Raw genomic sequence first — 22834 nt, 5'->3', positions numbered from 1 at the left:
TCAGCTATAGAGTGCGCTCAAAATAAAAAGTCGGAGTAATTAACATGAAGCAAACAGATCAAGAGCAACAAGTCTGCGACTACTTAAAACGCAACCCCGACTTTTTTCAGCATCACCCTTATGTGTTACTCGAATTAGAATTGTTCAGCAAAAGCCAAGGCTTACCGAATTTAGCCCTGCAACAGTTGCGTTTATTAAGAGAGCAAAACCAAGCATTAAAAAAGCAGCTCTCTGGAATGGCTAAAATTGCACACAGCAATGAACAGATATTCAAAACACTGAGCGATTGCCAGCGCCAGATTTGGCAGGCTAACTCCTTGAATGAAATCTCTAAAGTGATCCAAACAGCGTTTGCCAATACACCTAATATTTCAGCGACAGAGCTGCTCTTTCAGCCCAAACAAGTAACCCAAGCCCTAAACACCACACTTGAAGATAAACCTCAATACTTAGGTCGCACGCCAAAGCAATTAGATAGCGTCTGGGATAAAGCCCCGAGCACTGGCTCTGTGGCACTGTATCAACTTGACGACAGTGATGCGGTATTGGCTTTTGCCAGTGACAACCCTGCGCACTTCTGCCCTAATAACGACGACTTGTTGATGCAAGAGTTTTTAGCAGGCTTAAAACTGAGAATAGCAGCACTTGGATAGCCCGTTGTGAATAGTCAGTTCAATGCCTCTGAAAATGAACTTAAAGACGAATTTTCTCAGCCAATCGATGCATTTATGGCTTATTTACGTCATGAAAAGCAATACTCAGAACACACTTTAGGACAGTATAAACGTCAACTTATACAAGCCGCTTTAGTATTTCAGCAAGACTGCCATGATTGGCTAGGTGTATCCCCCGACCATATTCGACGTTTTAGCATGCAACTGCGCAGCAAGCAGTACAATCCTCGTAGTATTAATTTGAAGCTTAGCTGCATTCGCAGTCTGTATAAATTTTTAAAAGCCAAACATCAACAGCATCAAACTTTAATCAACCCAGGGGAAGGCATAAAAGGCCCTAAGTTTCAAAAACCACTGCCAAAGAATCTCGATGTCGACCAAATGGCGCAGTTATTAGAATTACCTGAAGACGATGCCCTCGCTGTGCGCGACAAAGCCATGATGGAGTTGATGTATTCAAGTGGTTTGCGTGTTAGCGAGCTGGTGAATGCCAACTTAAATGATATTCGCGAAGGAGAAATTCGCGTACTGGGTAAAGGCAGTAAAGAGCGCGTTGTCCCCGTTGGCAGTAAAGCCCTCGCCGCATTAGAGGCATGGTTAAAGCTACGCCCACAATTTGCCATTGAAGGCGACCCCGCCTTATTTGTGAGTAAACAAAAGCGCCGTATCTCAACCCGTCATGTGCATGAGCGTATGAAAGATTGGGGCCTAAAACAAGGTATTAGTACCCCAGTGCACCCGCACAAACTACGCCACTCATTTGCGAGTCACATGCTGGAATCAAGTGGTGATCTGCGCGCCGTACAAGAAATGCTCGGGCACAGTAGTTTGTCAGCAACCCAAGTCTATACTCATGTCGATTTTCAACATCTCGCCAAGGTATACGACAAAGCACACCCAAGAGCGAAAAAATCCAAATAACCACTTATTTACGTATAATGCGCATAACCTCAAAGGAGCCATTTAATGCGATTCAACCGAGCTATCATGCCCGTTAAAGTTTTAAGCTTTGACTTAGACGACACCCTTTATAACAATCACCCGATAATCAAAGCGGCACTTCAAGCACAGTTTGATTACCTTGCTACTATTGAGCAGTGGCATGCTAAAGGCCCAGATTATTGGCGTGAGTGTCGCAACCATATTGGTAAAACACAGCCTGAACTTCAGAGTGATGTGACGAAATGGCGTCAGGTTGCATTAAGGTATGGCTTTGCACAATTGGGGTTTTCTGACAGACAAGCGCAAGAGTATGCAAACACGGCTTACAAAGCATTCGCCGATGCGCGCAGCAATATTGTGGTTAGTGATGAAGTACTTGAGCTGCTAGCGCAACTTCGCGAAAAATATACCCTCATCGCCATTACTAACGGCAACGTTGAAGTCGACAAATTTAACTTAAAAGGCGAATTTGATTTAGTGCTACAGGCCGGTCCTCACGGTGAAGCTAAACCGAGTCGCGCTTTATTTGATAAAGCCTGCGCGCTGTTAGAAGTAAAGCCAAGTGACATTCTGCATATCGGCGATAGCCTTGATACCGACGTACAGGGTGCGAATAATGCAGGCTGTTATAGTGTTTGGCTCGATAACCAAGATTGTATATACAACTACAAAGGGCTTGCTGATATTGAAATAACTGACATTATGCAGCTGGCGCTTTTAACAAAATAAGAATAAAACAAACACAGGGATTATTTATGGAACAAACAGTGACACACGCCACTAAGGTTATGATCACAGGTGCGACAGGGTTACTTGGCCGTGCCTTACTTACTGAGTTAGCCCCGCATTTTAATGTCGTTGGCACTGGCTTTAGCCGCGCTGAAGGCAACATCATCAAATTAGATTTACATGACCAACAAGCAGTTGCAAACAGCTTAATTGAGCACAAACCACAAATTGTGATCCATGCTGCCGCTGAGCGCAACCCAGATATTTGCAGCAACAAGCCAGAGCAAGCCATCGCGCTGAATGTCGCTGCTTCAAAATTTTTAGCCGAGCAATGTGAAGCCATCGGCGCCAAATTGATTTTAATCAGTACCGACTATGTGTTCGACGGCCAAGATGCTCCCTATTTAGAAAATGCCGCACCGAACCCTCTAAATCTGTATGGACAAAGCAAGCAGCAAGCAGAACAGGCCGTGTTAGCGGTTGCGAAAACCCATAGCGTGATCCGTGTGCCAGTTTTATATGGTGATGTTACGCATTTAGGCGAGTCAGCAGTCACCACACTTGCACAACAACTCAGTGCCACAGTACCATCAAGTCACGACAACTGGGCGATCCGCTACCCAACTCATGTAGCCGATATCGCCATGAGTATTCGTGACTTAGTCCAGCAAGCTGACAAATTAGGTGGTATTTTTCATATTTCTGGCACTCAGAAAATGACTAAGTACCAAATGGCATGCTTAATGGCCGATGCACTTGGCTATGACCGCAGTTTATTGCAGCCATTGGGTCAACCCAACGATGGCACTCCTCGCCCATATAACTGTGCTCTTGAAAATAAACGTTTAAAAGCTATGGGTATTCACTATGAGCGCGGGTTTGCTAGAGCGATCGCTGAGATTATTCGTGCACATATCAATAAATAAACAACCCGATGTCTAAAACACGCCTTGCAAAATATATTGGCCATGCGGGAGTTTGCTCCCGCCGTCAGGCTTCCCGTTTAATTGACTTAGGTGAAGTGACGGTGAATGGCCGACCTGCAAATCACATCGATCACGTTGATGAACTTGATGAGATCATTGTGCAGGGCGAGAAGCTTGAAGGGCCGGCTAAAAAGGTGCTCTACGCTTACCATAAACCTGTTGGGATAGACTGTAAGCTAAAACCTGAAGATCCAAACAGCCTTGTTCATCACCTACCGCAAGGTGAGCGTGTTTACCCAATTGGTCGCTTAGATAAAGACTCTAGAGGTTTGTTACTGCTAACAAACGATGGTGAATTATGCCATCAGTTAATCCACCCAGATCACCATCAAGAAAAAGAATACCTAGTCGAAGTCGATAAGCCCCTTGATGCCGATTTCTGTGCAAAAATGGCAACGGGCGTGCCTGTTGATGGCCAAATCACTCTGCCCTGTGAGGTTTCTTTGGTGAATGAGACCCGCTTTAAAATCATTCTTAAACAAGGGCTAAATCGACAGATCAGAAAAATGGCCAAACATTGTGGTTATAAGGTGATAGATTTATATCGAGTGCGTATTGCCAACTATGTGTTAAACCCAAATGAAGTAAGCGAAAACACCTACCAAGCCATCACCTTAGATGAGTTACTCTAGTCTTTTTTTAAAAGCACACCACGACCATAGCCAAGGCACTGACTAACCCCACCAGCCACACCGATGAACGGGCAATATGCCAGTCAAGGTAATAACATACGCAATAAGCAACACGGGCAATAATGTGGGTGACAGCCAAAGTTTGTGTGGTCTCGTTTATGGTATTCGTGCCCAACACCACTGCTAATGCGACGGCAAATACAGTTAGTGCTTCAAAGCTATTTTGATGGGCAGCCAAAGCGCGAGCACCAAAGCCGGTAAGTTGCGTTTGTTGTGCTCTAGGGTGTCGATTATCGTAACCACCTAATCGATTCATCGCGATGACAACAGGCGCTTTTGCCAAATAAGGCAGTAACATGGCGATAAAAGCGCAAGCGAGTAGCGTAGTCATTTTATTAACTCCAAACTGACAATATTCATAGTTAAAATATTTTTAACTCAAGACAGCACGCTAGCACAAAACGATAGACAAAAAAAAGCCACCTAAGAAGCAGGCGGCGAATTATTTTGTAGCATCTGATACCGAGTATACGCACAAAAATAAAAAATACACTGCGACAGATTGTCGCAGCTTAGTTGCTTGCCATTCGAGCTTCAAAATCTCTATTAAACTTTGTCCTTTCTGAGCTTTATATTTTCAGATGATGCTTTAGATAATAAAAATAAATGCCCAAAATCAGCAATTCGTGATCAATGATTATGATAAATATTCATTATTTAAAAATGCTGACAAAACAAGGAGGTTATTACGATATAGTGTTGTCAAATATAAGCAGTTTTAGACGACGTGAGTGAGCAGCCTTGCTCACTAGATAAATCTATTAACAATAACAACTTGGTACCCTATGACCTGGATCGCTTTCACGCTATTAGCCGCCTTCTCGCAAGCATGGCGTAACGCCTTGCAAAGCAAGCTGAGTAACCATGCGAGTGTCGCAGGTGTCACCCTCGCCCGCTTTTTACTCGCCAGCCCACTCGCAGCACTCTATTTATTTGGTCTTTACCAATGGCAGCCTGCAGAAACACTATCACCGAATAACAGCTTTTTATTTTACGTATTTGCAGCCAGTGTTATGCAAATTGCCGCCACTGCGCTCATGGTGGTGCTCTTTAAGCAAAATAATTACGCCGTCGGCGCAGGACTTGCCAAAAGTGAAGCCTTAGTCGCCGCCATTTTGGGCATGTTGTTCTTTGGCTCTACGTTATCGCTATTAGGCTGGTTAGGTGTTGCAGTCGGTGGCCTAGCTGTGCTGCTTCTGAGTGGTTTTACCTTAAAAAACCTCAACCCCAAAACGGCACTTATTGGCTTAGCCTCGGGCACCGCATTTGCGCTTACTTCTCTTTGGGTACGAGAAGCGAGTATCGCATCAGGTTTGCCTTTTCCACACAGTGCCGCTTGGGTATTACTCTTTGTATTACTCACCCAAACTATTATGTTGTCGGCGTATATCAGCATTAAAGAGTCACACACTTGGCGCACTTTACTGAGCCACAAACCGCTGACTTGTGCGATCAGTTTTACTAGCTGTATTGGCTCCATTGGTTGGTTTAGTGCCATGAGCTTACAACACGTTGCTTATGTGAAAACCCTTGGGCAAGTTGAAGTGTTCTTTACCATCTTGCTGTCGATTTTCTGGTTAAAAGAACCGGTAAAAAAACGCGATGGACTCGGGCTAGCCCTAATCGCCATTGCGGCTATCTTGGTGATGATGACTTAGCCAAACTGCTATTTAAAACGCAAAAAGGCTCATCCATGATGAGCCTTTTTGTTAATAACAAAAAATTAGTCCTTCTTATTCATATTCCAAAGTACGCTTTGCCCTTCGCCCATCATGGTTGTTGGCATTTGGCCATTCCATTGCTGAGCACGCATATAGTCAACTAGGGTTGCGTTATTCTTAATCGCTTCTGCTTTTTTCAGTATTGCCTCGGCTTCTGCTAAACCTTTTAATTTAATGGCTTCAGCTTCGGCTTGGGCTTCTACTTTAATTGCGTATGCTTGGCCGTCCGCTTTTGCTTTGGCCGCATCACGTTGTGCCAGTGCCGTATTCACTTCACGCTGCGCTTCTAACTTTTGACGCTCTAAACGGTGCTTTTCGGCTGCCGCAAGGTTCTTTTCTGTTTGCTTGGTTTCAATAGACTGAATGTACTTTTGCGGAAGCTCTAAGTTTTCGATTTGCGCCGAGTCTAATTTCACCGGATAGTCTTTCATTTCTTCCAGTAGTAACTCTTCGATACGAGCAATGACCTGAGAGCGGTTTTGGATAAGCTCTTCGGCTTTATAGCGTGCTAAAGCATCTTTCGTTGCTGAGCGAAGTTTAGGATCGAGAATACGGTTTTCAAATTGCGTTAAGCCACCATAACTTTTAAATAAATCGAACGCTTCTGCGCGGATCACCGTCCAGTTAATTGAGACCTCTGCGGTTACTGGCATTTGTTCATGAGTCGCGGCACGTAATTTCTCGACATTTTTACGTGTGCGGATCTCTAGCATCTCAACGCTATCGACAATGGGTACCTTGGTATGCAGACCTGGGTTAACTTGCTCGGTCGCTTCACCAAAGCGTTTGATAATACCCACATGCCCTTCGTCGACGGTATAAAACGCACCATTTGCAACAATCAGCAAACCGATTGCCGCCGCAGCACTACCAAACAAGCCCTTTTTCTTAAAAAAGTTTGTGCTGATGTCAGGTAAGTTATTGTATTCCATGCTTCACCTTTTTTAATTTTCGTCCAGTACTGTGCCTATTTATAACACAACAAAGAGATAAAAATATAATCCCTCACTGTTTATGGCTGTGGTGTGAACGTGATTTCATGGGTTAAAACTTGTGGCAATAACGGCGTATTATCGCCTTCAGCATACTCATCAAAGCCACTGCGGTAGAAAGGTGAAAGTGGGTGACCACTTTGTCCACCAGCCACGGTCATAATGGCTTTTTCTAACTCCCCCGGTTTCACAATAAAGCGCTGTGAGGCGCCAAATTCAGGGCGCTGTACCGCCGGCATATAGCTATCACCAAAGCCGTCGTACTTGGGCATATTTAAGAAGTGACTCAATATCGGCAGTTGCTTGCTAAACGGATGTTGAATTTGTAATGCATTCACTTCACCCCATTTCCATGCGGCCATATTTGGTCCAAACTCTGCGGCCAACTTTTGCTTGGCTTGTTCGTAAGCTGCTATTTGCAGCGCTTGCCAATTCTCATGGCCGTGCAGCCAAGATTCTGGCTGGGCGTTGATCAATTGCCAAAGTGCTGGCTCTAAATAATTTTTCAGTGCGCTTAAGCTGCTGCCCGACTTTTTCATGTTGCGCTCAACCGACACAAACACAGTATCAATGAGGCTATCGCGATAATAGCGCACTAAGGTGTAACCCACTGACTCAGCACAAGCACATTGCTGCCAATCATCTAGCCAGCTTAAGTCGACTTGGTACTTAAACTGGGTTTCGGTGTCTTGTCGTAATAGCGACGATAATTGCTTATGCCATGGCGTTAAGAAACGCGCTTCATTATCGAGCTGAATGGCATAAAAATCTTTTTCGCTAAATTGTGACTTCTCTAATAATCGATCTCTGATCTGTACTGAACGCGCACCCAAAGCATAACCGCCATCACCAAAACGCTGATGAGCAACAGCCGAGACCACACGAGAGTTACCGGTCCAGAGTTTACCGCTTTGCGGATTCACCACTTGTGGGCGCTGCACTTCATTGAATTGCCAAAGCTTGGCGTAGTGCTCACTTGGTTGTGCTATGTCTACAGGGTTCGTTCTAGCAGGAACTGCACCCATTGGTTTCCACGCAGCATTACCTTGGTCGTCTACCACCATTAAATTTTGTACTGGAATACCCACATGCGGCGCCAGTGCGACGGCTTCTTCAACTGATTTTGTACGCTCAAACCTAAGTAATTCTAGGTTTACTGCATAAGACTGGTGTGCTACCCAGCTCAGTGCATATTGCTGACCTTGAATTTCTTTCACCGGGCCATAATCAGACATGGTCAGCTCATATACTGCATGTTCACCGTTTGGTAATACAATACGCTCGTTTACTTGCCATGTTTTATCTTGGGCTGTTAAAGCTATCCAATCCGCTGTATCTAAATAACCGTTAGTGAAACCCCATGCAATGTGATCATTACTGCCGACGACGACCGCTGGTGTGCCCGGTAACGTCACCCCTGTCACTTGATATTTTTCACCTTGGTGGCGATAGTTTAACTGTGCGCGATACCAAATTGATGGCACATTCAAACCTAAATGCATGTCGTCCGACAACATGGCTTTACCGCTCTTGGTTAGCGCACCTGTTACTGCCCAGTTGTTACTGCCGTAGTGGTCTTGCTCTTTGATATGCGTTACTTGCGATATTGCTTCAAGTCTAATCGGCTCAGGAATCGTGACGCGACCTTGTGGTAATTTTGAGCCGTCGAGTGCCGCCTGATACTGACTTGGCTGCAAAATAAATGCTCGCATTTGCCCACCATACAATTTATCTAAGTGAACTAGTGCCTCATCTCTAAAATAGGTGCCCGCTTGTAAATCGAGATACATGCTAAAAATTACCAGTAAGCTATCTTCGCTTAACCAAGGTTTCGCCTCTGCGCCACTTAACAGGTATTCGAAGCTTGCTACGCCTGCCTGACTTCTACCTTCGTTAACCCCTTGGGTGTAAGTTGCCAGTAGTTGCTGATCGGCTTCGGGTAATAATTTAAGAATTTCTTGGCTGCGAGTACGTAACTGATGAAAACGCATTTTTTTATCGAGCTCGAGCGCGCCTTTGCCAAATAACTCACTTAACTCTCCCGCAGCGTTGCGGCGTAATAAATCCATTTGAAAGAAGCGGTCTTGGCCATGGGCAAAACCCAGTGCATAGGCGGCATCTTGGCGGGTTTTCGCAGTGATGACTGCTTGCCCTAATGTATCTCTTGCCAATGTGACGGGCTTTGAAATGGCATCAGAAGTGCCTTTACCGTCTAATGCCGGTAGGCTGAGCGATAGCAAGCCATATAAGCCTGCGGTAAGAATTAAAATGAGGATCAACAACCCAGATAATCCACGCTTGAGCCAACTTAACATTGCGGTATCTCCTTGTGCTTTATTATTATTTTAGCCATAAATAAGTGACGCTATTGTGTCAGCGAAACTGCATTATGTTCATGTTATACCCAGCTTTTCAATCTTGTTCCTCTCTGATAACCAACTAAATCAATTCTTTATCTATTCTTATACCAATCCTCTTAATTAAGTGATCTATTTTGAGGCAAGGAAAATTGTTGATAGCGAGGCTAAAATTTTGCTATTTAGTTGTTCTAAATAAGAAATTTTTAACGAAGCTAGCGTCAGTTTTAGTACCTCAAAAATGATTAAGTATTATTGAGGCTTGGTATTACTGGTATATTAATTTGCCTTAACGTACATTTGAGAAATAGCCTAATTAAGGAGCTTGGCGATGGAACTAAATCAAATTGAACAACGTATTATTGGTGTGTTGCTAGAAAAAGAAATCACCACCCCTGACCAATACCCTCTATCCTTAAATTCTCTTACAACGGGTTGCAATCAAAAATCGAATCGCGAGCCTGTCTTAGAGTTAAGCGAAGCAGAAGTCTTAGATGCCATTGATGGATTAATTGCTAAAAGAATTGTGGTTCGAGATGAGGCTGTTTCAGGTCGAGTCGACAAATATCGCCATCGTTTCTGCAATACCGAATTCGGCGACTTACAGTTTAGCGAACAACAACTTGCGATAGTGTGTGTATTGTTATTACGTGGCCCACAAACACCTGGCGAGCTTCGCAGTCGCACTAACCGCCTAGCTAACTTTGCTCAAGTCAGTGAAGTGGAACAAGTATTACAAGATCTCCAGCAGCAAAGCCTTACACAGCAACTGCCAAGGCAACCGGGCAAACGCGAAAGCCGTTATCAACACCTGTTTATATCGAGCACAGAAGCGGAGCTGGCCAGTGCAGGGGCTGAGCCATTGGCTGAGTCAGACCTGAATAGCTTATTAGAAGAAGTGCAGCAACTTAAGCAAGAATTAGCCAAGATAAAACAGCATTTAGGGCTTTAAATGTAAGAAATAGCGCTTTAAATTTAGCAAATATCACAACATAATAGAGCTTGCACTCAATAAACCAGAACTCACAGAGGAATCATCATGCGCCAAGCCATTTTAGCCGAAATGCGCGTTCAGCCTAACATCGACGTCGACTTTGAAATCACCCGTCGCGTTAACTTCATCAAACAACGTCTTGTCAGTGCACATTGTAAGTCACTGGTATTGGGTATTAGTGGTGGCGTAGATTCTTCAACTTGTGGTCGCTTATGTCAGCTTGCCGTTAACGAGCTTAATAATGAGTTAAACACCACTGAGTATCAGTTTATTGCGATGCGCTTACCTTACGGCATGCAAGCGGATGAAGACGAAGCGCAATTAGCCCTTGAGTTTATCAAGCCAAGCAAGCGTCTAACTGTGAATATTAAGGATGCGGCAGATGCATTGCATGCTCAAGCCCTACTGGCGATGTCTGATAGCGATACCGCTTTACCTAGTGACGGCCATGTGGACTTTGTAAAAGGTAATGTGAAAGCTCGTCAGCGTATGGTTGCGCAATATGAGATTGCCGGTCTTACGCAAGGTTTAGTGGTTGGTACTGATCACAGCGCTGAGAACATTACTGGCTTCTATACTAAGTTTGGTGACGGTGCCTGTGACCTTGCGCCTTTATTTGGCCTATCTAAACGCCAAGTTCGCGCATTAGCCAGCAAGCTTGGCGCACCAGCTGCTTTAGTAGAAAAAGCACCGACAGCCGATCTTGAATGTGATAAGCCAGGCCTTAAAGACGAAGACGCATTAGGGTTGAGCTACGAGCAAATTGATGATTTCTTGGAAGGCAAAGACGTAGACGCTGAAGTCGCTGACAAGCTGATTGCGATTTACCTACGCACGCAGCATAAGCGACAGCCTATTCCTACGGTTTACGACGAAGTATAAGTAACCTGAGCTCAGGTAAGTTCGTTTTTTTAGGCAATGTAGAAAACTTGGTTATGAGCTGACTAGCTCATAACCCGTCATACCAGCCTCGAGCACAATTAAACTCAGCAAAAACATTACAACATAACCCACTTTTACTTTCGCACATACATATGCCCCAAGTGGTGCGCCAATTACCACCACAGGAATAGCGGCAAGCAAATAGCTATGAATTTCTGGTGTGATCTGCTGTAAATAACCCACATTAATAAGACTGCCGATCACTGAGGTGAACGCCATCACTAAAACCGATGTCGCCGTCGCTTTTTTCACATCGGCTTTATAACAAAGTAATAACAGCGCAAATAATGCGATATCAGCCCCAGAGCCCACCAAGCCACTAGCAAGCCCACCAATAAAAGCCACCAGCATTAAGCGCTGTGGATGAGGGTGAATATTATCAATACTTTGTTCATGATGTGCTTTGCGCCACCACCTAACCAGCATGGTCACGGAAAAGCATAGCAACAACACACTAAATACCGATTTGACCCACAATCTAGGCACAACCGGAGCAACATACAATAAGCTTAAAATAACGCCAAGTGACGCCATTGGCAGCGCAAGCAGCACCACATTGCGATAATAAGGAATGCCGCGACAGATAATGGTTAAACTCGCCGCTGTCATGCCAAAGCTTTGTATCGCCAAAGAAAACACTTTGGCTGTGGCCGGTTCAATATCAAGTAGCTTAGTCATGATCGGAAATGCCACCGCACCACCTCCCAAGGCTGTACCACCTGCTACGAAAGACCCTAACGCCATAGTTAAGGCAATCTCAAGTTCTTGATAAACCTGCATGAGCGCAGGCTTTGCGCCTTGTAACAATAACAAGGTGGCATAAACTCCGGCAGTAAACCAAAACGGCCAAACTGACTTTCGCGTAACTCTTGCTAACATCCGCCCCCCCATAGACAGCGCTGTCAATTATACCCAAGTTGTGCATATTAAGTTCATATTTTTAGGAGCGTTCTTCTATGTTCCTGCAAGCGCTTGATCGATAAAAATAAAAAAAGCGTATACACTGGTTAAATAGAAAAAGTTTAACAACATAGATAGGTCTTACATGACAGCACCCATACTGATTACCGGCGGCGCACAGCGCATTGGCTTAGCACTCACAGAACACTTTGTTGCTCAAGCTCAGCCAGTAATAATGACTTATCGCACCCGTCACGCATGTATTGATGAACTCGAAGCCCAAGGCGTTACTTGTATTCAATGCGATTTCGATAAGCCTGATGCCGAAACAGGGTTGGTTAATAAAGTAACCTCAATCACTCCCAGCCTTCGTGCTGTGATCCACAACGCATCAAGCTGGGATTGCGAGGCCAGTTGCGACGACTATGCCAACCTCTTTGACCACATGATGCACATTCATGCCAAAGTGCCTTACTTATTGAACATGGCTCTGAGCCCGCTGTTACAAAACTCTGGCGACATTACCGATATCATTCACCTAACCGATTATGTGGTTGAGACAGGCAGCCCGAAGCATATTGCCTATGCTGCAAGCAAAGCGGCTTTAGACAACTTAACTAAGTCTTTCTCAGCGAAGTTTGCACCGAGTATTAAGGTAAACTCTATTGCGCCGAGTTTGATCATTTTTAATGAGCATGACGACGACGCGTATAAAGCAAAAACATTGAAAAAATCCCTGATGGGCATAGAGCCAGGCTGCCGTGAGATTATCAATAGCGTTGAGCTATTATTAAGCAGTAACTACATCACAGGCCGTACCCTAGCAGTTGATGGTGGACGCCACTTAAAATAAAGAGATAGATTATGCATGACGATTTAAAGAAAAGTTATCACGAAATCTTAACTGCAGTAGGTGAAAACCCTGAGCGAGAAGGTTTATTAGACACCCCAAAACGCGCCGCCAAAGCAATGGAGTTTTTAACCAAAGGCTATCGTGAAACGCTAGATGAGATAACCAATAATGCCGTGTTTAGCTCAGATGCCGATGACATGGTGCTCATTCAAGATATCGAGCTTTATTCAATGTGTGAGCACCACTTACTTCCCTTTGTAGGTAAGTGCCATATTGCTTATATCCCTAATGGTAAAGTACTCGGCCTGTCTAAGTTTGCGCGCATTGTTGATATGTTCGCACGGCGCTTTCAAATACAGGAGCAGCTTACTCACCAAATCGCCAAAGCAGTTGAAGAAGTGACGGGCGCAAAAGGCGTCGGCGTCATTGTTGAAGCAAAACACATGTGCATGATGATGCGCGGCGTTGAAAAACAAAACTCAAAAATGCGTACTTCGGTGATGCTGGGTAACTTTAGGCACGACCCAAAAACTCGTAATGAGTTTTTACAGCTAGTAAAAAACTAAGGAGCAGTGAATGCAAAACGCGATTATTAACATCACCAACTTAAGATTGCGCACTTATATTGGTTTTAACCAAGAAGAGCGTGAGAAAAAACAAGATGTGGTACTGAATATTGAAATTCATTACCCCGCTGATAGTGCGTGTATCAATGGCGATGTTGTAGAACATGCACTTAACTATAAAACCATCACCAAAGCGGTAATAAGCCAAGTCGAAACTGGCCACTTTTTACTACTTGAAAAACTGGTTGCTGACATTTTAGAGATCTGTCACGAACATGAATCAGTCACTTATGCAAAAGTGCGTGTCGATAAGCCCCATGCGCTGCGCTTTGCAGATTCAGTCTCTTTGACATTAGATTGGCGTAAGAGCTAGCTGCAATATTACTTGTGATTGCGGCTATATCAGCCGCTCTATTCCCAATGCAACCGCAATAATAAAGCCATAGCGTAACGCTTTACCGATACTCACCAGTAACACAAACAGTGAAAGCCTAACTTTAAAAACACCACCCAGTAACGTGAGTGGATCGCCGACTATCGGCAGCCAAGCAAACAGCAAGCTATACACGCCATATTTATCAAATACTTGTTGGCCTTTTGCGATTTGCTTCGCATTAATCGGGAACCAGCGCCTATCTTGAAACGCCATCATTTTTAAGCCCAGCCAATAATTGACGCAACTACCCAATACATTACCCACAGTTGCTGATAGCCAAAGTAACCAGAGTAAACCTTGCTGCTTGACCACCAGCCCTGAAAGCACCACTTCAGACGAACCGGGTAATAGCGTGGCTGATAAAAATGCTGAGGCAAACAGACTAAGATAAATCCACATTCAATAAAGCGTTCATGTCATGACGTATAGCGTTGCATTATCCTATCAAATAGCGGTTAATGTAACCGTGAAAACCGAGTAACTACTTACTCGTTGCAGATAATAAAATAACAACAAGGATTTAAACCTCATGTTCCAATACTTTAAAAAAAGCGTATTAATTGCATCAATTGCGCTGACCTTAAATGGCTGCGCCGCAACACAAAACATTGAGTCTCATCCTAAGGGATATGAAACCTATGTAGTGCAAGGTGATGATTTTAAACACACCCGCTTTACCGATATTAACGGTAACTCAGTCACCTTAAACGATAAAAAGAAATTGGTTATATTATTTGCAACTTGGTGCTCAGACTCAATACGTACGTTGCGTGAGCTAAAAGCCTCACCACTTATTGCCAATCAAGATATACAAATTATTGGTATTGGCCGCGAAGAAAACACTGAATCAATGGCTAAGTTCAATCAAGAGTTTGAGTTACCTTTTGCCCTAGTAGCCGATCCAGAGCGCGGCATTTATAAGCACTACGCAAACAAAGGCATTCCACGTTTAATTTTACTTGATGAAAAAAATAAAGTAGTGAAAACATTGATTGGCGAACAAGCCAATGTGATTGAGAAAGTCATTTGGTAATGAGTTAAAAGCGTCAATAGCCAATAGTTGATTTACACGAAACGCTCTCAATAAAGAGGTTATATGTCACAAGATCCAGTTCACATTCTAACAATTGCTAAAGTTATTCAAACTGCGGTTGCGCCGGTTTTCTTGATTACAGGTATTGCCGCAACGCTTGGCGTTTTATCTAACCGTTTAGCACGTATTACCGACAGAGCAAGACTACTAGACAGAAAACTGAATAACAGCCAAGACGACTCTCTAGCATCTTCTCTTACTCAAGAAATGCGTGCATTACTTAAACGCTCTCGCTGTATTCACATCGCTTTTAGCATGAGTGTTCTCAGCGCCCTGCTCGTCTGCGCCGTGGTTATGATGATGTTTATCTCGCATCTATACACTATGCCGCTGAGTGTCACTATTTCTAGTTGTTTCATTGGTGCGATGATTTTATTGATTGGCGCGTTCTTAGCGCTGCTTGCCGAAGTATTTTTAGCGACACGCAGTATGCGCAGAGGAATGATTTTTAAAGATATTCAATAATACTCAATCATTTTGAGGGACTAAAACTGACGCTAACTTCGTTAAAAATTTCTTATTTAGAACAACTAAATAGCAAAATTTCCGCCTCGTTATCGACTAGTTTTTCTTACCTCAAAATATACCGCTTAATTAAGAAGATTGGTATAACGAGTTGGCTAAAATAACCCCTCTCGCTGAATGGAATCACATTCGGTAGCACCGACTTTATGTCGGGTTTAGAGAATTAATGAGTTTAAAAATACAATAAAAAAACCCAGTCAAATTAAAGACTGGGTTTTTATTTTTAGCTAAAAAATTTAGCCAGCTAATTTATTTGCATTACTTCTGCTTACGACGGCGAAGTGCTGCAAATGGTGCTGCTAGAAGCGCTAACCAAGCTAGTGAACCAGAAGAATCATCCTTCGGCTCATACTTGCTAACTCTTACTTCAACCGTTTCAGCATCAGAGTGATTACCACGTGCATCAATAGCTGTTACAGTGAATGTAATCTTACGATCATACTCATAATCCAGTGTAGCTGTAGTTGTAATGACACCTTCTGCATTTACTGCAACTAGACCAGTACCAGAAACTTCAAATCTTACAATGTCGTTGTCGCTATCAGCAAACTGTAATTGACCAATCTGATAACCAACACTTACATTCTCTTGTACAGAGAACTGCTGGAATGCTTCGATTGTTGGTACATTTTCAGATTCATCTTCAATGATAACAATCTTTACATTTGTGCTTTCAGACTTATTACCATCAGCATCAACAGCAATTACTGCCAGCATTACTTCAGCTGCTTGGTCAAAGTCAACTTCGCCTTTGACTACAATTGAACCATCTGCTTCGATAGCAAAAACATCAGAGCCTGATACTTCAAAGCTTTCAAGGTTACCATCCTGATCCATTACTGATAGTTGACCTACAACAGTATCCATTGCTGCATTTTCGTTAACTTCAAACATCTGCTCAGCTGCAATCATTGGCGTTTGCTCAGCGACTGTGTCTACAGCATTTTGAACGTTGATGTAAATTACAGTTTCTTCTGAAACATTACCTGCCACATCAATAGCAACAACTTTCAGTTCTACCTCAGTGATACCTTGGTCATAGTCTAAGAATGCGCCATTTGCTACAACAATTTCGCCTTCTTTAGTGATGTTAATACCTTCGTTAGACTGGCTTCGAACAAAGTACTCAGATAGCTCTAGTGCACCTTCTTGCTCAACCAGTGAAAGTTGGCCAATCACAGTACCATTTTCCGCATCTTCACTGACATCAAAAGACATAGCATCGATTACAGGAACTATTACTTTGCTTTGCTCATCAAGTACAGCTTGATCAACAACAGCAACTGCTTTTTGTAGATCTGTTCGACTCAGTACAAATGGGCTATCACTTTGAATAGTTACCTTGCCACCGGCAACGATTTTACTAACATCTTCACCTTCCATATCTTCCATTGAAACGCGAGAAGATTGATAGGTAACTGTGCCAGCTAAAGTATCAGTTGTTAATAACGGACCGCCTAAAGAATAACCGTTGTCAGGACCAACCGTTGCGGTTACGCGAATATTTTGACCTACAGGACTTACAACTGTTGGCGTACCATTAACATCAACAGTTTGATCACCAAACCCAACAAAGAAGTCACATGATGAGTAAGTGATGGTGTCTGAACCCACTTCATGGTGGATATCAACATAATAACGCCAGCTGATTGAGCCATCAGGGTTCACCGCTCCTGAAACACCTCTCATACTACCAGTTACACCAGTACCTCTGCTGTTAAAGTCAGTGAAGTTATAGAATACCCAGTCATCCATACCATCGTTATTGATATCAAAGTGGATACCATAGTCACCTTTTCTTAGATGCTGCACTGGATCACGTAGCTGCATTGTTGCTGTAATTACACGACCACCGCCAGGACAACTAGTAATACCACCGTAAACGTTCATTGAAGTAGAAATAATATCCATCGCCAACGAATGCTCAGGGTCTTCTGATGCAATTAGATTATCAGCATTTAGTTCGATATCATGTGCGCTTGTATTATATACAACTAGCTGCTTTTCACCTTCAACGAATTCATACTTCATTTCAAGCGTTTCTAACGCTTTAGGCATCGCATGGAATACTAAATGTAGATCATGATCTTCACTAGATGAGATATCATTAAATACGATTGCACCATCATATTCAATCGCCGTTAAAGCATCGCGTCGTTGTTGATATTCAGCATCACGACGAGCTGCAAACTCAGCATCTGTCTCAGACGATAGTCTTCTCATTGTTGTGCTTTCAAATGCCCACTCTTTTAACTTCGTAGGGTCGATATTCAAAGTTGCATCAAAAGAAATTGTTTGACCAGCTGGCACAGTAATTTCTTCAGGAAGATCCCAAGAGAATGCGCCTGTTTCACTATCATCTGCATAACGTGCTTCAGCGCGAAGGCTATAAGTTTTCGCCTCTGAAGAGAAGTTCTTCACTTGTACTGATTTTGTATAAGTTGACGCTTCAGTTACCTGTAGTAAACCAAATGAAAGTGCAGCTTGGTTGGTGTCAAAATCTGCATGATGTACCCACGCAGCCACAGGAGATTCAATTGCTTTATTTACATCAACTAGACCAGCACCGATACGGCTGATTGGCGCTAATTTAGCTTCTTCATTCAGTGCTAACGCTTCTTCATAAACATTCAGGTCAGCAGTATTCATTAATACAGCTTTTACTTCTTCTGCATTCATGTATGGACGCGCATCACGTACAAGCGCTACTGCACCGGCAACGATAGGGCCTGAGAATGAAGTACCTGAGTTTTTCATTGTTGACGTGCCGATTGCGGCTGCGTCATTTTCAACTGAACCAGGTTTTGCAAGTACAATTGCTGAACCTGGCGCCGTAATTTCTGGTTTTAATAGACCATCCATTGAAGGGCCACGCGATGAGAAACCTGCAACCGCATTACCAGCAATATTTGTTTCTACAATTTCAGCTTTAAGATCAAATGATCTACCATTTGCAATCGCATCTTTAATGATTTGGCCATCTTCAAGTGACAGCATGAAAGAACGAATAGTAACCGCTTCCGCACCTGGTGATGCAGCCATACCAAATGCACCGTCATTAGCCTTGTTATTAACAATGATAACAAAACTTGCACCCGCTTTTTGAGCGTTTAGTACTTTATCAGAGAAGCCACAGTTGCCACGGTCTATTAGTACAACTTTACCAGTAAAGTCCGTACCTTCAGCGAATTCAACACATGCTTCTTGGTTTGCGTCAGGGTAGATAAACTCTTTACCTTCGCTTGAAAAGTTAAGTGAGCCTGACTCACCAAATGATGCTGTTCCAAATGCCACAGCACTACCGTTTAACGACGCTTCACTTTTAGTTGTCACAATCTGCTCAACTGGGTGAGTCATTGCACCAACTGAAAGCGCATTTGGTGTTGTGCTTGGACCACCTACGATGAATGGATGATCAGCATCGTTACCCGCAGAAATAACTAAATTAGTGCCTAGTTTAACCGCTTTGTGAATTAGGTATTGCGTGCCACTTTGCGTATGCGTTGAACCATAATCACCACCTAGTGACATGTTAATAACGTCAACACGATCACTGATGTTACCATCACCATTTGGATCCATTGCTTTTTCAAGTGCTAAGATTTGTGCTGCACCTGAACAGTTTTGTGTTCTATCACCACACACAGTGTAAGCGTATAGTTCAACACCTGGAGCAATACCCGTCACCGAGTGCGCTACATTAGTACCATGATTAGTCGCATTTGGCGTGCCAGTTGTAGCATCAAAACGAGGGTCATTTTCGATCGGATCTTCATCACCACGGAATGCATCATAACCACCAATAACTTGCCCTTGCGGCCATGTTACTGAACTCTGATCTTCAGCAGCTGCGATATAAGCATCAAGCGTGCCTTCACCGCCTAAAATTTTGTGTGTGTAATCAATACCTGTATCTAGTACAGCTACAGTTTGCGAACTTCCTGTAAAACCTTTTTCATTATTAACGACGTCAGCCGAAATGTATTTATTTACATCAGCAACCTGAAGTTCGTTATCAAGTACAGGTAAAACTCTGTCAACTAACGGATGATTTTGTAATGACTCTAAAGCAACCTCATCAGCATCAACAATCAAGGTAGCAGCCAAGATCTTCGTTTTGGCAATCACTTTTGCACCAGGGTCAAAACTTGAAAGTGATGATAAGACTTGCGCTTGCACTTCTTCAATCGAAATTGCAGCTTGCTGCGCTGCCGCTACTGAGTATCGACCTTGTTCTAATAAATCAGACGCACTTTCAGCTTTTAATACAATCATATAAGCTGCTACTTCATCTTGCTTTTCAGCTGTAAATTCAACTGAATTAGCAATCATGCTATGACGTTCTTCTAGTAGAGCTTTTGTGTCGATTGCTGATGCATTTGCTGCAAACAACACTCCTGAAACAGCAGAAGCAACTGCTGTAGCTTTGATAAATTGATTAGACATAACTACCCTTCATTCTTGTTTTGCTTATTTTATAAGTGGACACAATTATTAAAATGTTTCCATTGCTACAACAATACATTAATCCAATCAAAACATTTACAGGTACATAGGTAATAAGTAGAGCAAAAAGACTAGCAACATCAAAAAAAACCCAACATTTCATAAGCTTAAACAGTGACAAAAAATGGTAAATAAACGTAAACAAAAGGTACACAAAGTTAATTTAGTCGCGTTTCTTTGTGTTTTTTTAACATATTTAACCACTCATCATGTTCGACTTGCGTTTTTATGTTGTTTTACGTAAAAAGAATTGATTCTAATTTTTTGGGGCAAATCATGAAAAAGACTCTTCTTTTAGCAGCGGCTTTAGCTGGTGCATTTTCTTTACAAGCAAATGCACAATCTATGTTTGAAAAACCAGAAGACGCGATTGAATATCGCAAAGCAACCTTTCAGCTTATTCGTTATCAAATTGGCGATATGGGTGACATGTTAAAAGGTAAAGTACCTTTTGATGCACAACGCTTTCAACAGCGAGCTGATAATGCCGCTGCTCTTTCAAATATGCCATGGGAAGCATTTACTGCTGATTCACAAAAAGGCGATACCGGCGCTTTACCCGCTATTTGGTCTGACCGTGCAACGTTTGACAAGAAAGCGGAACAATTTGCAAAGTATGCTAAGGCACTTGCTGTAGCAGCTCAATCAGGGGATAAAAAAGAAATCGGCCCTGCATTTAGAAATTGGGCTAAAGGTTGTAAGGATTGCCACAAGTCATTTAAAGACTGATAAAAAGCACGGAATACTTAATTAGCTAAGTATTCCGTACTTCCTTTAAAATTAAAACTTATAACTAAACGTAACACGCCAAACTTTATCAGTTACGTTTAGTGGTAACCCGCTTTTATATCTATAACTCAACCAACTATCTGAATATAACCATTCTATACCAAGCTTCCAGTTATCATTTATAGAACGATCGATATGTAACGTTAGCGCTTGGTTGTCACTCGAATTTGGGTCAAAAACCCAATGATCCTTATCAATAACCTTTGACTTTTCAAAGCGGGCCGAGAATCGATATGCCGTCCATTTATGGCTTAGTAAAGCAAACCAGCTACGAAAGTCATTATCTACCCCTCTACCTGGGCCCATTGCCGTTGAGCCTGACATTGCTTGCATTACAAGATGCGTTTGACTGGACAGCTTACTTTTCCAAGCTACTGATAAAAAGCTGGTATCCCAAGCATACTGACCAATCGATTCATTTATCGCAGCAGGGTCACCATTATTGTCATACCAGTAAACTCTGAGGCTATGCTTTTTCAAATACGCTAAGTGCGCACCTGCATAAAAGCCAAAGCGACCATCTATTTCATGAAACGGGTCTGAATACTGAAATTGTTTCGAGAGTTGTGGCTTTTGTAGTGAATACAGAGATGCAAAACCTATTCGTTCATTTAGATGTGTTTGTCTATCATGAGGAAGTAAACCTCGCCAAGCAATCAAAGTTCCTGCCGGGTCATTACCCTTAAAAATAGCTGTGTGAAAACTTAAATCGTACTTACTTCTGAACCTTCTTGCCGGACGCTTTATCGTTAATTCTGTGCCAATAGCTCTAATCTCTTCACCTAACCAAGCATTCAAAGCAGAATAGTTATATGTATAAGGCGAAGACCAAGCAAACCCCGTATTTTCAAGAGACATTTTTGGATAAAAAGCACCTATTTTTGCTGATACTTGATACCCCTTAGCAATCGGCTGATACTGAAGATAGGCTTCGGTAAAGCCTAAAGTGACTTTGGGCTCAGGAACGTATTGTGCCACACCAAAGAGAGACCAACTATTTGCAAAGTCTATTCGACCTGTTAAAGCTGCTCGAGATATTGAGAGTTTATCATTGTGTTTACCAAATCGAGTTGTGCCCCAGCCCTTATCTAACCAACTCACGGAATCTGAGCCAGAATCATAACTTGCGTCTATCTGGCCCTCAATTTTTGTTTGGATATTGCTTGCAGTCGCTGTTGAAGAGAAGTTTAAAACTATCAACACAAAAATAAATTTATTCATAACCATCACTTTCATCAACTGCAAAATCGAAAGCTTCCATAAGAGATTGCTTTACTTTATAGGTTTCTTTTTGAGAATGAGAACTAAGGTGTACTTCTATTTGCTCACTTGCCTCTAGCTTTTCAAAACGTTCATGCCAAACATGTAATTGTGCTTTACCAATTTGGGAGGGAGATAATGCAATATTTGCTCGACCTTGCTTGTCTGTCAGCGCGTAGTAGCCAGAATCGACAACCAATATATAACCTAACATCCAGTCGTGAATGTTACACCCTAACTCCACAACACCATTATTCTCGAAGACAATTTCTGATTTAGGCGTTTCTTTATATAATTTTAATTCAAATGGCTTTGGTTTCGAGAAAGAGTAAACGTGATGCAAGATAGAATCGAAGTTAGGAAATTCAATTTTTGCGCCAGTTGGTACAACCAAGATATGGGGTGTAAAAGCTCTGTCTTTTTGCCCCATACTAAACATATCAGAAACTTGCTCTGCTTTCGGCCTATATAAATCGCCTTCAAGCCACACAACAGCATTACTAAGAGGGTTTCCAGCATTATCTTTGACCTTAACTTCAAATGCCTGAGAGTGTGTTACAAAGCATAAAGCTAAGCTAACGAGAAACTTCAGTTTGCTGTATTTCATCTAAATGTTCCATATTTTTGAGTGCTTATACCCATAGTGTATAGCAGCCTCTAACTATATAAATTAAGCATACACACAGATGACCGAGTTATTAATTTTTATTATTCAATAAAAGTGAAAATATGGTGCAAAGTTAATGACAGCGAGCAAAGCGAATGCATTTACTTTGCGCAAGAAAGGTGTAAAAGACTAGCGACAGTGAACCCGCTCTTTTTACGCAAGGTGAAATAAGCTAGTTTAGCTAGAGTTGAGGGTGTAGTTATTTACTCG

At 42.6% G+C, this 22834-nt stretch carries 22 protein-coding genes; 14 read left to right on the top strand and 8 right to left on the bottom strand.

The genetic code is table 11. The annotated features are described in order from the left end of the window. The first annotated feature begins 44 nt into the window (after positions 1-44). The 5 genes from ACGHEH_RS20805 (at position 45) to ACGHEH_RS20785 (ending at position 3963) form a co-directional block, all read left to right on the top strand. Positions 45-653 (top strand): DUF484 family protein, encoded by a 609-nt coding sequence (locus tag ACGHEH_RS20805; RefSeq protein ID WP_390449421.1) that lies wholly within the window; start codon positions 45-47, stop codon positions 651-653. Between the two features lie 75 nt (positions 654-728). Next, positions 729-1595 carry a tyrosine recombinase XerC gene (xerC, locus tag ACGHEH_RS20800; protein ID WP_390449481.1) on the top strand — a complete coding sequence of 289 codons (867 nt, stop codon included), beginning with the start codon at positions 729-731 and terminating at the stop codon, positions 1593-1595. Between the two features lie 45 nt (positions 1596-1640). Next, positions 1641-2345: an HAD-IA family hydrolase gene (locus ACGHEH_RS20795; RefSeq protein WP_390449419.1), complete on the top strand. Its 705-nt coding sequence runs from the start codon at positions 1641-1643 to the stop codon at positions 2343-2345. A gap of 26 nt (positions 2346-2371) precedes the next feature. Next, complete coding sequence (locus tag ACGHEH_RS20790; protein ID WP_390449416.1) at positions 2372-3271, top strand: dTDP-4-dehydrorhamnose reductase family protein; 900 nt, start codon at positions 2372-2374, stop codon at positions 3269-3271. A gap of 8 nt (positions 3272-3279) precedes the next feature. Next, positions 3280-3963, top strand: a complete 684-nt coding sequence (locus tag ACGHEH_RS20785) for a pseudouridine synthase (protein WP_390449413.1) — start codon at positions 3280-3282, stop codon at positions 3961-3963. A gap of 7 nt (positions 3964-3970) precedes the next feature. Here the strand turns inward: ACGHEH_RS20785 and ACGHEH_RS20780 are convergent, their stop codons facing one another. After that, positions 3971-4354: an MAPEG family protein gene (locus ACGHEH_RS20780; protein ID WP_390449410.1), complete on the bottom strand. Its 384-nt coding sequence runs from the start codon at positions 4352-4354 to the stop codon at positions 3971-3973. A gap of 454 nt (positions 4355-4808) precedes the next feature. On the opposite strand from ACGHEH_RS20780, the gene ACGHEH_RS20775 reads away from it, so the two are divergent. After that, positions 4809-5681 carry an EamA family transporter gene (locus ACGHEH_RS20775; protein ID WP_390449408.1) on the top strand — a complete coding sequence of 291 codons (873 nt, stop codon included), beginning with the start codon at positions 4809-4811 and terminating at the stop codon, positions 5679-5681. Positions 5682-5746: 65 nt separating this feature from the next. On the opposite strand, the gene ACGHEH_RS20770 is transcribed toward ACGHEH_RS20775, so the two are convergent. Both ACGHEH_RS20770 and ACGHEH_RS20765 read right to left on the bottom strand, forming a co-directional pair. Then, a complete protein-coding gene (locus ACGHEH_RS20770) occupies positions 5747-6676 on the bottom strand; it encodes an SPFH domain-containing protein (RefSeq protein ID WP_390449406.1) in 930 nt (309 codons plus the stop codon). Between the two features lie 80 nt (positions 6677-6756). Beyond that, positions 6757-9051 carry a penicillin acylase family protein gene (locus ACGHEH_RS20765; protein ID WP_390449404.1) on the bottom strand — a complete coding sequence of 765 codons (2295 nt, stop codon included), beginning with the start codon at positions 9049-9051 and terminating at the stop codon, positions 6757-6759. Between the two features lie 373 nt (positions 9052-9424). On the opposite strand from ACGHEH_RS20765, the gene ACGHEH_RS20760 reads away from it, so the two are divergent. Further along, entirely contained in the window at positions 9425-10045 is a 621-nt protein-coding gene (locus ACGHEH_RS20760; RefSeq protein WP_390449402.1) for a YceH family protein, read from the top strand. Positions 10046-10132: 87 nt separating this feature from the next. After that, on the top strand, positions 10133-10969 hold the full coding sequence (gene nadE, locus ACGHEH_RS20755) for an ammonia-dependent NAD(+) synthetase (protein WP_390449400.1): 837 nt from the start codon (positions 10133-10135) through the stop codon (positions 10967-10969). A 51-nt stretch (positions 10970-11020) separates the two neighbouring features. Here nadE and ACGHEH_RS20750 read toward each other — a convergent pair whose 3' ends face one another. Continuing rightward, positions 11021-11908: a sulfite exporter TauE/SafE family protein gene (locus ACGHEH_RS20750; protein WP_390449397.1), complete on the bottom strand. Its 888-nt coding sequence runs from the start codon at positions 11906-11908 to the stop codon at positions 11021-11023. A 166-nt stretch (positions 11909-12074) separates the two neighbouring features. Here ACGHEH_RS20750 and folM point away from each other — a divergent pair, with 166 nt between their 5' ends. The 3 genes from folM to folX are packed head-to-tail and all read left to right on the top strand — an operon-like array spanning position 12075 to position 13721. Then, positions 12075-12782, top strand: a complete 708-nt coding sequence (gene folM / locus ACGHEH_RS20745; protein ID WP_390449395.1) for a dihydromonapterin reductase — start codon at positions 12075-12077, stop codon at positions 12780-12782. Positions 12783-12793: 11 nt separating this feature from the next. Next, positions 12794-13348: a GTP cyclohydrolase I FolE gene (gene folE / locus ACGHEH_RS20740; protein ID WP_058028330.1), complete on the top strand. Its 555-nt coding sequence runs from the start codon at positions 12794-12796 to the stop codon at positions 13346-13348. A gap of 10 nt (positions 13349-13358) precedes the next feature. Continuing rightward, positions 13359-13721, top strand: coding sequence for a dihydroneopterin triphosphate 2'-epimerase (gene folX / locus ACGHEH_RS20735; RefSeq protein ID WP_390449392.1), 363 nt, complete (start codon positions 13359-13361; stop codon positions 13719-13721). A 24-nt stretch (positions 13722-13745) separates the two neighbouring features. Here folX and ACGHEH_RS20730 read toward each other — a convergent pair whose 3' ends face one another. Continuing rightward, positions 13746-14183: a YqaA family protein gene (locus ACGHEH_RS20730; protein WP_349285315.1), complete on the bottom strand. Its 438-nt coding sequence runs from the start codon at positions 14181-14183 to the stop codon at positions 13746-13748. Between the two features lie 130 nt (positions 14184-14313). Between ACGHEH_RS20730 and ACGHEH_RS20725 the strand changes: the two genes are divergently transcribed. Then, a complete protein-coding gene (locus ACGHEH_RS20725; RefSeq protein ID WP_349285314.1) occupies positions 14314-14817 on the top strand; it encodes a TlpA disulfide reductase family protein in 504 nt (167 codons plus the stop codon). Positions 14818-14880: 63 nt separating this feature from the next. Then, positions 14881-15342 (top strand): DUF2721 domain-containing protein, encoded by a 462-nt coding sequence (locus ACGHEH_RS20720; protein ID WP_138484268.1) that lies wholly within the window; start codon positions 14881-14883, stop codon positions 15340-15342. A gap of 318 nt (positions 15343-15660) precedes the next feature. Here ACGHEH_RS20720 and ACGHEH_RS20715 read toward each other — a convergent pair whose 3' ends face one another. Beyond that, the gene (locus ACGHEH_RS20715; RefSeq protein WP_390449388.1) at positions 15661-19848 is read right to left on the bottom strand and encodes a S8 family serine peptidase; all 4188 of its coding nucleotides are present in this window, start codon (positions 19846-19848) and stop codon (positions 15661-15663) included. Positions 19849-20184: 336 nt separating this feature from the next. On the opposite strand from ACGHEH_RS20715, the gene ACGHEH_RS20710 reads away from it, so the two are divergent. Then, positions 20185-20637 (top strand): c-type cytochrome, encoded by a 453-nt coding sequence (locus ACGHEH_RS20710; protein WP_390449386.1) that lies wholly within the window; start codon positions 20185-20187, stop codon positions 20635-20637. A gap of 51 nt (positions 20638-20688) precedes the next feature. Here ACGHEH_RS20710 and ACGHEH_RS20705 read toward each other — a convergent pair whose 3' ends face one another. Together ACGHEH_RS20705 and ACGHEH_RS20700 are read right to left on the bottom strand one after the other, a co-directional pair. Further along, positions 20689-21918: a hypothetical protein gene (locus ACGHEH_RS20705; RefSeq protein ID WP_390449383.1), complete on the bottom strand. Its 1230-nt coding sequence runs from the start codon at positions 21916-21918 to the stop codon at positions 20689-20691. Beyond that, complete coding sequence (locus tag ACGHEH_RS20700) at positions 21911-22564, bottom strand: methylamine utilization protein (RefSeq protein WP_390449380.1); 654 nt, start codon at positions 22562-22564, stop codon at positions 21911-21913. The genes ACGHEH_RS20705 and ACGHEH_RS20700 overlap by 8 nt, the downstream gene beginning before the upstream one ends. Positions 22565-22834: the final 270 nt, after the last annotated feature.

This window comes from Pseudoalteromonas sp. MTN2-4 (genome assembly GCF_042848605.1).
Taxonomy (GTDB): domain Bacteria; phylum Pseudomonadota; class Gammaproteobacteria; order Enterobacterales; family Alteromonadaceae; genus Pseudoalteromonas.
This window is presented reverse-complemented; position numbering and strand designations above follow the sequence as displayed.